Here is a 12452-nt window from a genome sequence, read left to right on the forward strand (position 1 = left end):
GCCTGCCTTCCTTTCCCAATGGCGGGAGAGAAGGGCAGGCATGCGTAAGCCAACCGTTAACCGCGGCCGTGCGGCTCATCCCAGTCAAAAGCCGGTCCCAGCGAAATAACGCCGTTCGGATTGATGGTCTTGTGGCTGCAGTAGTAGTGATGGCGGATGTGCGGCAGGTTTACCGTATCGGCAATGCCCGGCATCTGATAAATATCGCGCAGGAAGCCGTTCAGGTTACGGTAATCGCTGATGCGATGACGATCGCACTTAAAGTGGGTCACGTAGACCGGGTCAAAGCGCACCAGCGTGGTCCACAGGCGCAGATCGGCTTCGGTGAGGCGATCGCCGGTCAGATAGCGATGCTGACCCAGAATCTGCTCCAGCCGTGCCAGCGAATGGAACAGCGCGGTTACGGCTTCATCATAGGCCGACTGTGACGTGGCAAATCCGCTTTTGTAGACGCCGTTATTGACGGTGTCATAAATCCAGCCGTTGAGTTCGTCGATCTTGTCACGCAGCTCGGGCGGGTAGTAATCGCCGGCGCGCGCGCCCTGCGCGTCGAAGGCGCTATTGAACATACGGATGATATCGGCGGATTCATTACTGACGATAGTGTGCTGCTTTTTATCCCACAGCACCGGCACGGTCACGCGCCCGCTGTACTGCGGATCGGCATGCAGATAGAGCTGATAGAGGAATTCGTTCTGATACAGCGAATCGCCGGTCGCGGCGGGGAAATCATCGTCGAAGGTCCAGCCATTCTCCAGCATCAGCGGGTGCACCACTGATACCGAAATCATCTCTTCTAACCCCTTCAGCTGACGCATCAGCAGGGTGCGATGCGCCCACGGGCAGGCCAGTGAAACGTATAAATGGTAACGATCGCGCTCGGCGATAAAGCCGGCTTTCCCGGTTGGCCCGGCGCTGCCGTCTGCCGTGATCCAGTTACGCCAGACTGCTTCTGTGCGTTTGAAGCGGCCACCGGTTGACTTCGTATCGTACCAGGTGTCATGCCAGACACCGTCAATCAGTTGTCCCATAAGCCCTCCATAAAAAAAACGGGCGAGGAAAATCCCCGCCCCTGCTATTCAGTATATGTGCTGTTGCACGGCTTGTGTGCTTAGCGTGCGGTTGCTGGCATAAAGCGCTGACGAATCAGGCGGTCAATGCTGTAGGCGCCCGGACCTACCAGACCCAGCACCAGGAAACCACCGGCGATGGACAGGTTTTTCATGAACATCAGCTGGTTAACGCCTTCCGCAAAGTTGCTGTGGAACAGGAACGCGGTCAGCAGCGTGAAGCCGGCGGTGAACAGCGCGGTGAAGCGCGTCAGGAAGCCGAACAGAATCGCCAGGCCGCCGCCCAGTTCCAGCAGAATCACCAGCGGCAGCAGGAAGCCGGGCACGCCCATCGCCTGCATGTACTGTGCGGTACCTGCATAGGCGGTGATTTTGCCCCAGCCGGCAGTAATAAACAGGATGGTCATTAATACGCGTGCCAGCAGCAGGCCTGAGTCTTCGAATTTTTTCATCATTTACTCCAACAAGGTTTTTGGCGCAGGTTGTTGGCCTGCCGGGTTATTTTCCCGCTAAACCGCGTTAAACAGTTCGTCGGGCTGATGGAGGGAGATGATAGTCGCGCGCAGCAATAGTTGTAAGCGAGATAAACTGTCGATGTTATTCAGGAATTCTGAAGGAGGAAAACCGAACCTTTTCGATCCGGTTTAAGGTGGGGAAGTTAGCGTGGCGGCAACGCCGATTTGATCATGCGCCAGGTGCTCCACAGACCGAGTCCGCGTTTGGCCCAGCGCATGATGCGGTTGGGGCTGCGGATCGACCAGATGGCCAGCGCGCTGCTGCCAATCGCCAGATAGCGGCGCAGGCTGAGAAACGTCAGCCAGCCGCGATCGTACTGCGCGGTGCTTTCCAGCCAGTCGCGGCGGGCAGCGCTGAGATCCAGCCGCTGCTGCTGTACCTGATTAAGCAATTCATGAATGCGTGCTTCACGTTCACGCTGACTCATGAGCGATGCTCCTCGAGTAAGGTGCGATCGGTGTCCAGCTCTTTGCGCGTATGGCGCAACAGCGTGGACTGCCGGGATTTACGCAACGTCCATAAACCAAAAATCAGCGCCAGCGCGAATAGCACGCCGGTGGTGATGGCAATCGCCATCAGCCGGTACTGCGCATCCACCGCCCAGATAATCAGCACCATCAGGCTCATTAATCCGAAGGCGGTAAACAGCATGGTCAGACCTATCATGATCAGCATCTGGATCAGATTGGCCTTTTCCTCTTCCAGCTCGGCAACGGCCAGCCGCACGCGTGTCTCGACCATGCCAACCAGCGTTGTCACCACGCGCTGACCTACATTGAAGACCCCTTTGCCTGGGCCGTGGCTCTGATTCTCGCTCATATCAACGACGTGAAATCAGGATGCCGATCAGCACGCCAACTGCTGCGCCGATACCCACGCCGTGCCACGGATTTTCACGCACGTAGACATCCGCTTTTTCCGCCGCTTCACGCGTGGTCTGCGCGATGCGTTCGCCGGATTCGCCCAGCCGCTCGCGTGAACTCTCAATGGCACCGCGTGCTTTGTGACGCAGTTTATCCAGCTCGCTTTTCGACTTATCAGCCGAGCTGCTCAGCACTTCTTCCAGGGTGTCGGCAAGGTTTTTCAGTTCCGCACGCAGATGTTCAGATGTGGTGTCTTTAGCCATGGTGTTCTCCATTACATCATTTATTTAAGTCCGATTAATAAGGCTCGGCCTGCAGCTTTTTCAGCTCCTGGCGTGCCTCTTCCAGCTTCCGTTCGCGCTTACCGATCTTCTCCTGGTCTTTGCCTTCCTGGCGCTCCTGCTGCAGTTCGCGCTCGCGCTCAGCCACTTTATGCTGCTGGGCTTCAATGCGTTCAGCGTGGGCGGATTTCAGTTTCTCGTCAGTGCAGTTAGCGCGGACTTCGGTCAGCGCGCGTTCCAGTCCGGTGACCCGGCGCTGGTTGTCGTGCTGTTTCGCCATCTCAATTTCGCGCTGAATATCCTGCTGTTTTTGCTGACACAGCGATTCCGCTGCCAGCAGTGAACCCGAGAGAGAGAAAAGAATCGCACCCAGCAGTAGTTGTTGTTTCATCAGGTTTTTACCTTCCATTGTTGACGACCTGTCGCAAACCGGACAGGAGGGGCATCCCAGCTTGTCGTCTGCTCGCGCTTACTTAAGAATAGACAGCAGACGAAAAAATTCAAAAAACACGCGGGGATAGCGAGGATTGAGGTGCCGCCGGGCGGTGAACCCGACGGCGGGGATCAGCTATAGGTGGGGCGATTAGCGTCCACCACCTGCTGTGACGCCTGCGGACCCGCTGCCACGACAAAGCCCTGTGGCAGCAGGCGGCGCAGTACTTTCTGCGCGGCCAGGCTCTGCTCTTCATTCTCAAAATGAATGACCAGCGCATCGCCTGCTGAGGTAATACTTTTAATCCGCACGCCCTGCGCCGAAAGCTGCTGGTAGAGATAAAAGCCGTCCGGCAGATTGGTGCCACTGTGTGCCACGCGGATCTTCACCACCGTTTCATGCTGCATCAGTTTGGGCACAATGCCGATAGCCAGCAGCGCCAGCACGCCAGCGCACAGCCAGGGGAGTAAACGCCTGGGGAAATTACGCAACCCTGTCATTACTGTGACTTCCCGTTCTGACCCGCCTGACGTTTACGCCACAGCACTACCAGTGAACCCACCAGACCGATGACCAGCAGCACCAGCGGCAGCAGCATCAGGCAGAACATCAGCTCATCTTCATAGCGGCGGAAAATGGGGGTTTTCCCCAGCGCAAAGCCGAGCACGGTAAGAATCAGCACCCACAGGAAGCCGCTCATCCAGTTAAAGAACTGGAAGCGGGCATTGCTCAGGCCAGAGAGGCCGGCAATGGTCGGCAGCAGGGTACGGACAAACGCGATAAAGCGGCCAATCAGCAGCGCAGACAAGCCGTGGCGGTGGAACAGACTGTGGGCGCGCTGATGATACTGCGCGGGCAGATGGGAGAGCCATTTCTGCACCGTCGGCGTATTGCCAAGCCAGCGGCCCTGAATGTAACTGACCCAGCAGCCGAGGCTGGCACCGGTGGTCAGCACCAGCAGGGTCAGCGGGAAGCTCATGGTGCCTTTCGCGATCAGCACGCCGACCAGAATCAGCAGACTATCACCGGGCAGAAACGCGGCGGGCAGCAGGCCATTTTCGAGAAACAGAATCATGAACAACACGCCATAAATCGCCCACACCAGCGTGGGGTCGGAGAGCATTTCGTAATCCTGCTGCCACAGGGCATGCAGCAATGCTTGCAAAATATCCATCAATCATTCCTGAACATCATTGTTAAACGTGCCCGTGAGGGGCTTAGGCGCAGGCGGGTCAAGTTATACATTTTAGGTATGCCACCTGAGCAGGATTTCCGGATCCATCCAGAATTGATTGTTAAATCAGCGACTTTTTATAGCCCTGTCGCAAAGGGTAAGAAAAGGGCGATAACTGTAACAAAAATCGCGGGATTCAGACAGTGTAAAGTCGCGGTCGCACAGGAGTTTTACCTTTTGACGCAGATGGTCAAAAGGAGCTTTACACGAGCTGACACTATTGCAGATTAACTGACTTTTTAGCCTGAAAATGCAGCGTTTCTGCCATTGCGGCTTCAGGGCAGGATCACCGGATTTTCTGCGAACATGTAGCGGTCAACGTTGAACTCGAAATCATCGGCGGTGGCGTCGAACAGCATCTGTTTAGTATTTTCCAGATGCTGCCACATCGCCAGTTTGCTGGCGGCGGGATCTTTGCGCATCAGCGCTTTTAAAATCTGGTCGTGATCGTCGCACCAGCTGGTGATATGGCGTGCGTCAATATGCTCGTGCAGTTTGAGCCAGTAAGGATTATGCAGCCGGTGCCGCCACATTTTCTCTACGATGGCGGCCAGCGCGCTGTTTTGGGTGGCCTGGGCAATGCGCACGTGAAACTCCATATCCCATGTCGAATCGCGCGCGTGATCTTCCTGCCGGGCTTTTTCCTGAATTGCCAGCAGCGCCACGATGTCCTGTGGACGGATCTGCGTGGCGGCAAATTCGGCGACATTGCTCTCAATCAGCTGGCGCGCCTGCAGCAGTTCAAAGGGGCCATAGCTGGCAAACTCCAGCTGATCGGTGGCGCTGTCGCGCGGTTGTGGCTGGTCGCTGATCACATGAATGCCGGACCCTTTGCGCACCTCGACGTAGCCTTCCACCTCCAGCATGATGATCGCTTCCCGCACCACGGTGCGGCTCACCTGGTGCGCCTCCGCAATCATCCGCTCTGCCGGTAACTTTGCTCCCACGGCATAACTGCCCGCTTCGATGCGCTGCTTGAGTTCGCTGGCGAGTTGCTGGTAGAGGCGGCGGGATTCGTTCAGGTCCATGATTTTTCGGTTCTGTGAAAGACGGTAAGTTGTTATACCACTTACCCTGCGATGTCGCAAAGCGCTGAAGCTGTTATACCATCTGGCAAGTTAAGAACCTGCGCGCCTGCTCAGGTTTTATCTTTAATTTATATAATATACATAGTCTTAAGTTTATTGAAATAAGATGCACGCCGGCTTTCGCCGTATGGCAATGATGGATAATGTGACGCAGTTGGCAAACAAATCTCCCTTTCGCTGAAATTGGTATGATAACTTTTGCGCATTAGCTGACCGATTTCATCTTCAAGGAAGCGACATGTTGCGACTCAACCGCCGCGATTTCCCCGGCGCACGCTATAGCGAACGCGTGATCCAGTTCGGCGAAGGCAACTTTTTACGTGCCTTTATCGACTGGCAGCTCGACTGGCTTAATGAACATCAGGGCACCGATGCCGGCGTGGTGGTGGTGCGACCGCGCAACCGGATGCAGACGGAGACGCTCAATCAGCAGGATGGCCTCTACACCACGCTGCTGCGCGGGCTGAATGACGCCGGGGAACCGCTCAGCGAAACCCGGCTGATCCGCAGCCTTAATCGTGAAATCCAGCCTTATCAGCAGTTCGAAGAATTCCTGGCTCTGGCACGCGCGCCGCAGATGCGTTTTGTGTTCTCCAACACCACCGAGGCCGGCATCGCGTATGCCGAACAGGATCGGCTGGAGGATCAACCCGCGTCGTCGTTTCCCGGCAAACTGACGCAGCTGCTGTGGGCGCGTTATCAGCACTTTGCCGGTGCCGCCGATAAAGGCTGGCTGATCGTGCCGTGTGAACTGATCGACCATAACGGCGACACGCTGCGCGCATTAGTGCTGCGTTACTGCCAGCAGTGGCAGCTGCCAGCGGCCTTTGCGCAGTGGGTGACGCAGCACTGCGCCTTTTACAACACGCTGGTGGATCGCATTGTCAGCGGCTATCCGCCGGATGGCGCACAGATTGCAGCCCAACTGGGCTATGACGACCGCTATCTGGTGGCCGGGGAGCGCTATTACCAGCTGGTGCTTCAGGGACCGGATGCGCTGATGCATGAGCTGCAGCTGACGGCGCTGGCGCCTGCCGTCAGGCGGGTGGATGACATCACGCCGTACAAAGCGCAGAAGGTGGCGTTCCTCAACGGGGCGCACACAGCGCTGGTGCCGGTGGCGTTTCAGGCCGGGCTGGCGAGCGTGAGCGAGGCAATGAACGATGCGCAACTGGCCGCTTTTGTCGATGCCCTGCTGCGCGAAGAGGTGATCCCAACTCTGGATTTGCCGCGCGCCGAGCTGCACGCCTTTGCCGATGCGGTGCAGCGCCGCTTTCGCAATCCGTTTATTCACCATGCGCTGCTGGCGATTGCGCTCAACGGCATGACCAAATTCCGTACGCGCCTGCTGCCGGCGCTGTTGCAGGCGCAGCAGCAGCGTGGCGACTGGCCGCCGCGCCTCATCTTTGCCTTTGCCGCGCTGCTGGCGTTTTATCGCGGCCAGCAGGATGACCGGCAGTGGCCGCTGCAGGATGACGCGCACTGGCTGCAGCGTTTTGCCCGGCTGTGGCCGGCGGTCCTCACCGATCAACTCACCCCGCAGCAGCTGGTGAGCGACGTACTGAGCGACGCGCAGCACTGGGGCGAAGATTTAACCCAGCGGCCCGGCCTGGTTACGGCGGTCAGCCAGCAGCTGCACAACATTCTCGTCCACGGCATGCGGACGGCCCTTAGCCAACTGAGATAACGCGATGCAACAGGCAATCAAAATACATTCACGCGACAACGTCGCCGTCGCGCTGCAGGATTTGGCGGCCGGCACCCAGCTTATCGTCGCAGAACAGCGGATTACGCTGCAGCAGGATATCGGGCGCGGCCACAAGTTTGCGCTGCAACCGCTCAACAGTGGCGAGCAGGTGATTAAGTATGGGTTGCCGATTGCCCATGCCACTCAGCCGATCGCCGTCGGCGAGCTGATTCACTCCAGCAACGCGCGCACCAATCTGAGCGATGTCGATGACTATCACTATCAGCCGGAACACCTCACGCTGCCACCGCAGGCGGCGGATCGTGAGGTACAGATCTATCGTCGCGCCACGGGCGAGGTTGGCATTCGTAACGAGCTGTGGATTTTGCCGACCGTCGGCTGCGTGAACGGCATCGCCCGGCAGATTGTGTCACGCTTTCTCCGGGAGAGTGACGACGCGGCCGGCATCGACGGCGTGCACCTGTTCAGCCATCCCTTCGGCTGTTCACAGCTGGGGCAGGATCACGAAAATACCCGCACCATGCTGCAAAATATGGTGCGTCATCCCAATGCCGGCGCGGTGCTGGTGATTGGACTCGGCTGCGAAAACAATCAGGTCGATATCTTTCGCGACACGCTGGGCGGCTTCGACAGCCAGCGCGTGCAGTTTATGGAGTGTCAGAAGCAGGATGACGAAGTGGAAGCCGGCCTGCAGCGGTTGCATGCGCTGTACAACGTGATGCGTCACGACCGCCGCCAGCCGGGCAAACTGAGCGAGCTGAAGTTTGGTCTCGAATGCGGTGGCTCGGACGGCTTTTCCGGCATCACCGCCAATCCGCTGCTCGGCTGTTTCTCTGACCAGATGATCGCCAATGGCGGCACCACGGTGCTGACCGAAGTGCCGGAGATGTTTGGTGCCGAGCGCATCCTGATGAGCCGCTGCCGTGATGCGGCGATTTTCGACAAAACGGTGGCGATGATTAACGACTTCAAGCGCTACTTTATCGATCACCAGCAGCCGATTTATGAAAATCCATCGCCGGGCAACAAGGCGGGCGGCATCACCACGCTGGAGGAGAAGTCGCTGGGCTGTACGCAAAAAGCCGGGCAGAGTCAGGTGGTGGATGTGCTGAAATACGGTGAGCGGCTGCGCACGCCGGGGCTCAATTTGCTCAGCGCGCCCGGTAACGATGCGGTCGCCACCAGCGCGCTGGCCGGAGCCGGCTGCCATATGGTGCTGTTTACCACCGGACGCGGCACGCCGTACGGCGGCTTCGTGCCCACCGTGAAAATCGCCACCAACACGCCGCTGGCGGAGAAAAAGCCGCACTGGATTGATTTCAATGCCGGACGGCTGCTGGAGGGCACCAGCATGGAGACGCTGCTGGCGGAGTTTGTTGAGACTATTGTGGCGATTGCGAACGGCCAGCCGGCGCGCAATGAAGCTAATGATTTCCGCGAGCTGGCGATCTTCAAGAGTGGCGTGACGCTTTAAAGCGGCAGCGGTTAAAGCGCGGCACCGGTGGGTGCCGCGACGCGGGTTAACCGGCGGTACGCGGCTGACGTTCCGCTTCTGCCTGACATACGGCGGCGGTAAACAGAATGTCGGTTGAGGAGTTTAGTGCGGTCTCGGCGGAATCCTGCAGTACGCCGATGATAAAACCGACCGCAACCACCTGCATCGCCAGATCGTTAGGAATGCCAAACATGTTGCAGGCAACCGGAATCAGCAGCAGTGAACCGCCCGCCACGCCGGACGCGCCACAGGCACACAGCGAGGCGACAAGGCTCAGCAGTATAGCGGTGGGCACGTCCACGGCAATGCCCAGCGTGTGCACCGCAGCCAGCGTCAGTACGGTAATGGTGATTGATGCGCCCGCCATGCTGATGGTGGCACCGAGCGGAATCGATACCGAATAAGTGTCTTCATCCAGATTCAGGCGTTTGGCCAGCGCCATGTTGACCGGAATATTCGCGGCCGAGCTGCGGGTAAAGAACGCCGTTACGCCGCTTTCGCGCAGGCAGGTAAACACCAGCGGATAAGGATTGCGGCGGATTTTCTGAAACACCAGCATCGGGTTGACCACCAGCGCCATTATCAGCATGCAGCCAATCAGCAGCGTCAGCAGGTGGGCATATTGCCACAGCGCACCGAAGCCGGTTGAGGCCAGAATCGATGCCACCAGGCCAAAAATGCCCAGTGGCGCGCAGCGAATCACACAGCGCACCACCCAGGTCGCGGCATTCGACGCGTCATTCAGGAAGGCTTTGCTGCTCGGGCTGGCATGACGAAACGCCAGGCCAAGACCAATCGCCCACACCAGAATGCCAATGTAATTGGCGTTCATCAGCGCTTCAATCGGATTGGCGACCATGCTCATCAGCAGGCCGTGCAGCACTTCGGTGATGCCGGACGGCGGGGTAATTTCGGTCGCGCCGACGTCCATCGACAGCGTCTGTGGGAACAGATGGCTGAAAATCACCGCGACCACCGCCGCGAAGAAGGTACTGAGCAGGTACAGCATGATGATCGGGCGAATATTGGTTTTTTGCCCCTGCTGATGGTTGGCAATGGAAGAGATCACCAGCACCAGTACCAGCAGCGGTGCCACGGCTTTCAGCGCGCGTACGAACAGTTCACCCAGCAGGCCGACGGCCAGCGCGGCATCGCGTGAAAGCCACGCCAGCGCCACGCCGGCAATCAGGCCGATCATGATTTGTTTTACCAGGCTTCCTGAGAACAGCGCACCCAGCGGTCGAAGAAGATTATTTAGCATATTACGGTCTTTTTATCGCGGTATGAGTGTTGTGCGCGGTTGCTCCGCGCCAAACGGTTTGCCCGGCGGAGTATAAGGAAAAGAGCTGACGAGAAAAGAGATAATTCTGCCGGTGCGCGCCAGATCGGTTTTTTGATCTGCTGATGACAGGAAGCGTGACAGAGATATGAAACGCGAAGGTTGGCGCTGGCGAAACAAAGCAGGGGCGATTAGCGCCCCTGCAGAAGATTATCGTGAGATGCCTTTCTGGTCGTTTCTGTGGTTTACCCAGGCGTTAATCAGCAGCGTACCGCCGAGAATCACGCCGACCACCGTCAGCGAGATCGCCACCGGAATGTGATAGAACTCGACGATCAGCATCTTGATACCGATAAACACCAGCACGATCGCCAGACCGTACTTCAGCATCGAGAAGCGCTCTGCCACGTTGGCCAGCAGGAAGTACATAGCGCGCAGGCCAAGGATGGCGAACAGGTTAGAGGTCAGCACAATGAACGGGTCGGTAGTGACGGCAAAAATAGCCGGAATACTGTCGACTGCGAAAATAACATCGCTCAGCTCCACCATAATCAGCACCAGCAGCAGCGGTGTGGCAAACAGCACGCCGTTTTTGCGGGTGAAGAACTTTTCGCCATGCAGTTCATCGGTCATGCGCAGGTGCTTACGCAGCCAGCGCACCACCGGCTTATCGCCGACGGCAGCGTCATCGCCCTCTTTAGCGAAGGCCATTTTGATGCCGGTAAACAGCAGGAAAGCGCCGAAGATGTAGAGAATCCAGCTGAACTGTGTGACCAGCCAGCTGCCGGCAAAGATCATGATGGTACGCAGCACAATCGCGCCCAGCACGCCGTAAATCAGCACGCGGCGCTGAAGATTAGACGGAATGGCGAAGTAGCTGAACAGCATCAGCCAGACGAAGACGTTATCGACCGCCAGCGCTTTTTCCAGTACGTAACCCGTCAGGAAAGCCAGGGTTTGCGCGGTTGCCACTTCGCGCCCGGCGCTACCGTCGAGATACCACCAGAACGCGGCGGCGAACAGCAGAGAAACTGAGATCCATACCAGCGACCAGACGGCAGCCTGTTTGAATGACATGGTTTGTGCGCCGCGTCGTCCCTGTAAGAAGAGATCGATCGCCAGCATGATGAGCACGACGACAGCGAAGCTGCCCCAGAGTAAAGGTGTGCCTACAGAGTGCATAGTCGTATCCTGTCCTGAAAATGAAAAAACGGCTGAGTCAGAAGACGTCAGCCGCTTTATAGAGCTGCAAGCAAACCTCGCCTTCCGGCAAGGTCTCACTTACAACACAGAATCAATTCCGGGTTGCCTGACGACCGGATGCGCTACGCATCGTAATGACGATCGGTCAGCTTACAAGTTACTCCCCTTTGCTGCGGCCAACATACGTGCAACCGCGAGCAGATTCAATGGGGGAGCTGTAATATTTTGCAATATTTACACTTCTTTCCGATCCGCCGGAAACACCACGCCGGTCTGGCGACGAATCTCTGTCAGCAACCGGGCGGTAATGCGTGACACCTCCAGCGCAGAGTGCTCAACCTGGCGCGTTTCCACCAGCCTAGCAAAGGTCTCTGCTTCATACAGCATAGTATTGATGTGCTGTGGCTGCGTCAGGTTCTGGCTCTCGCCGCCGCGCGGAATCAGACGCAGCTGCTGGCACTCGGAAATTTTCTCTATCACCAGCGAGCCGGCTTCGCCCTGGATTTCGCTGGGAATCAGGGAATCACTGACTTTCGAGTGCAGCAGCGTGACGTCGAAATCGCCGTAGTCCATTACTACCACGCCGTGCGCATCGACGCCGCTTGCCAGCAGCGAGGCCTCAGCTTTAACCTGCTGCGGCGCGCCCCACAGGGTAACGGCAGCGGCGAGGCAGTAGTAGCCGATATCCATGATCGAACCGTTGGACCAGCGCGGGTTAAAGGTATTCGGGTTCTCACCGTCGAGATAGCGCTGATAGCGTGACGAGTACTGACAGTAGTTGAACAGCGCTTTGCGCAGTGTACCCAGCTGCGGCAGCGCCTGTTGCAGGCGCAGGAACGTCGGCAGACTGGCGGTTTTGAACGCCTCAAACAGCACCACCTGATGCTGACGCGCACAGGCAATCATCGCCTCAGCTTCACGCAGGTTAGAAGCCAGCGGTTTTTCGCAGATGACGTGTTTGCCGTGCGACATGAACAGCAGCGCCTGCTCACAGTGCAGCGCATTGGGGCTGGCGATATACACCGCGTCGATTTCCGCACTTGCCGCCAGCGCCTCCAGTGAGGTAAAGGTCAGCGGACAGGGATAATCCGCGACAAAGGCGTCGGCCTGCTGCTGGCTGCGTGAATAGACGGCGCTCAGTTTCATTTTGCCGCTCTCGTGCGCGGCGTCGATAAACTGGCGGGTAATCCAGTTGGTTCCCACAATGGCAAAACGTATCACGGCTAGTTCTCCTGCACTCTGAAAGCGGCAGAGTAGCATGTTCCCTGGCGGCGCAGGCAGG

At 57.7% G+C, this 12452-nt stretch carries 14 protein-coding genes; 2 read left to right on the forward strand and 12 right to left on the reverse strand.

What is annotated here, in order from left to right; all coding sequences use genetic code 11:
* Positions 1–56: 56 nt before the first annotated feature.
* The 9 genes from CBW22_RS04530 to exuR form a co-directional block, all read right to left on the reverse strand.
* Positions 57–1031 carry a glutathione S-transferase family protein gene (locus tag CBW22_RS04530; protein ID WP_088516122.1) on the reverse strand — a complete coding sequence of 325 codons (975 nt, stop codon included), beginning with the start codon at positions 1029–1031 and terminating at the stop codon, positions 57–59.
* A gap of 80 nt (positions 1032–1111) precedes the next feature.
* The gene (locus tag CBW22_RS04535) at positions 1112–1522 is read right to left on the reverse strand and encodes a DoxX family protein (protein WP_010618799.1); all 411 of its coding nucleotides are present in this window, start codon (positions 1520–1522) and stop codon (positions 1112–1114) included.
* A gap of 206 nt (positions 1523–1728) precedes the next feature.
* Positions 1729–2013, reverse strand: a complete 285-nt coding sequence (locus CBW22_RS04540; RefSeq protein ID WP_088516123.1) for a YqjK-like family protein — start codon at positions 2011–2013, stop codon at positions 1729–1731.
* Entirely contained in the window at positions 2010–2405 is a 396-nt protein-coding gene (locus CBW22_RS04545) for a phage holin family protein (RefSeq protein WP_021312955.1), read from the reverse strand. The genes CBW22_RS04540 and CBW22_RS04545 overlap by 4 nt, the downstream gene beginning before the upstream one ends.
* A gap of 1 nt (position 2406) precedes the next feature.
* A complete protein-coding gene (locus CBW22_RS04550; protein WP_021509708.1) occupies positions 2407–2712 on the reverse strand; it encodes a DUF883 family protein in 306 nt (101 codons plus the stop codon).
* 34 nt (positions 2713–2746) lie between these two features.
* Positions 2747–3121 (reverse strand): DUF1090 domain-containing protein, encoded by a 375-nt coding sequence (locus tag CBW22_RS04555; RefSeq protein WP_141097289.1) that lies wholly within the window; start codon positions 3119–3121, stop codon positions 2747–2749.
* A gap of 173 nt (positions 3122–3294) precedes the next feature.
* Positions 3295–3663 carry an EnvZ/OmpR regulon moderator MzrA gene (gene mzrA, locus CBW22_RS04560; RefSeq protein ID WP_031280145.1) on the reverse strand — a complete coding sequence of 123 codons (369 nt, stop codon included), beginning with the start codon at positions 3661–3663 and terminating at the stop codon, positions 3295–3297.
* Positions 3663–4337 carry a DedA family protein gene (locus tag CBW22_RS04565; RefSeq protein ID WP_021509705.1) on the reverse strand — a complete coding sequence of 225 codons (675 nt, stop codon included), beginning with the start codon at positions 4335–4337 and terminating at the stop codon, positions 3663–3665. The genes mzrA and CBW22_RS04565 overlap by 1 nt, the downstream gene beginning before the upstream one ends.
* 335 nt (positions 4338–4672) lie before the next feature.
* Entirely contained in the window at positions 4673–5425 is a 753-nt protein-coding gene (exuR, locus tag CBW22_RS04575) for a transcriptional regulator ExuR (RefSeq protein WP_021509704.1), read from the reverse strand.
* Between the two features lie 298 nt (positions 5426–5723).
* Between exuR and CBW22_RS04580 the strand changes: the two genes are divergently transcribed.
* Together CBW22_RS04580 and CBW22_RS04585 are read left to right on the forward strand one after the other, a co-directional pair.
* A complete protein-coding gene (locus CBW22_RS04580) occupies positions 5724–7172 on the forward strand; it encodes a tagaturonate reductase (RefSeq protein ID WP_088516125.1) in 1449 nt (482 codons plus the stop codon).
* A 4-nt stretch (positions 7173–7176) separates the two neighbouring features.
* A complete protein-coding gene (locus CBW22_RS04585; protein WP_088516126.1) occupies positions 7177–8667 on the forward strand; it encodes a UxaA family hydrolase in 1491 nt (496 codons plus the stop codon).
* A gap of 46 nt (positions 8668–8713) precedes the next feature.
* Here the strand turns inward: CBW22_RS04585 and sstT are convergent, their stop codons facing one another.
* From sstT to CBW22_RS04600, 3 genes are all read right to left on the reverse strand, one after another.
* On the reverse strand, positions 8714–9949 hold the full coding sequence (sstT, locus tag CBW22_RS04590) for a serine/threonine transporter SstT (protein ID WP_031280144.1): 1236 nt from the start codon (positions 9947–9949) through the stop codon (positions 8714–8716).
* A gap of 228 nt (positions 9950–10177) precedes the next feature.
* The gene (locus tag CBW22_RS04595) at positions 10178–11149 is read right to left on the reverse strand and encodes a TerC family protein (protein ID WP_021509700.1); all 972 of its coding nucleotides are present in this window, start codon (positions 11147–11149) and stop codon (positions 10178–10180) included.
* A gap of 255 nt (positions 11150–11404) precedes the next feature.
* The gene (locus CBW22_RS04600; RefSeq protein WP_088516127.1) at positions 11405–12391 is read right to left on the reverse strand and encodes a Gfo/Idh/MocA family protein; all 987 of its coding nucleotides are present in this window, start codon (positions 12389–12391) and stop codon (positions 11405–11407) included.
* Positions 12392–12452 lie beyond the last annotated feature (61 nt).

The sequence above is a fragment of the Pantoea sp. VS1 genome (assembly GCF_002207995.1).
Taxonomy (GTDB): Bacteria; Pseudomonadota; Gammaproteobacteria; order Enterobacterales; family Enterobacteriaceae; genus Pantoea; species Pantoea dispersa.

Coding starts and splice junctions, on each gene's coding strand:
- CBW22_RS04535 (WP_010618799.1), bottom strand. CDS start 1,522: ATGAAAAAATTCGAAGACTCAGGCCTGCTGCTGGCACGCGTATTAATG.
- CBW22_RS04550 (WP_021509708.1), bottom strand. CDS start 2,712: ATGGCTAAAGACACCACATCTGAACATCTGCGTGCGGAACTGAAAAAC.
- CBW22_RS04585 (WP_088516126.1), top strand. CDS start 7,177: ATGCAACAGGCAATCAAAATACATTCACGCGACAACGTCGCCGTCGCG.
- CBW22_RS04595 (WP_021509700.1), bottom strand. CDS start 11,149: ATGCACTCTGTAGGCACACCTTTACTCTGGGGCAGCTTCGCTGTCGTC.
- sstT (WP_031280144.1), bottom strand. CDS start 9,949: ATGCTAAATAATCTTCTTCGACCGCTGGGTGCGCTGTTCTCAGGAAGC.
- CBW22_RS04580 (WP_088516125.1), top strand. CDS start 5,724: ATGTTGCGACTCAACCGCCGCGATTTCCCCGGCGCACGCTATAGCGAA.
- CBW22_RS04555 (WP_141097289.1), bottom strand. CDS start 3,121: ATGAAACAACAACTACTGCTGGGTGCGATTCTTTTCTCTCTCTCGGGT.
- CBW22_RS04540 (WP_088516123.1), bottom strand. CDS start 2,013: ATGAGTCAGCGTGAACGTGAAGCACGCATTCATGAATTGCTTAATCAG.
- CBW22_RS04545 (WP_021312955.1), bottom strand. CDS start 2,405: ATGAGCGAGAATCAGAGCCACGGCCCAGGCAAAGGGGTCTTCAATGTA.
- exuR (WP_021509704.1), bottom strand. CDS start 5,425: ATGGACCTGAACGAATCCCGCCGCCTCTACCAGCAACTCGCCAGCGAA.
- CBW22_RS04565 (WP_021509705.1), bottom strand. CDS start 4,337: ATGGATATTTTGCAAGCATTGCTGCATGCCCTGTGGCAGCAGGATTAC.
- CBW22_RS04530 (WP_088516122.1), bottom strand. CDS start 1,031: ATGGGACAACTGATTGACGGTGTCTGGCATGACACCTGGTACGATACG.
- mzrA (WP_031280145.1), bottom strand. CDS start 3,663: ATGACAGGGTTGCGTAATTTCCCCAGGCGTTTACTCCCCTGGCTGTGC.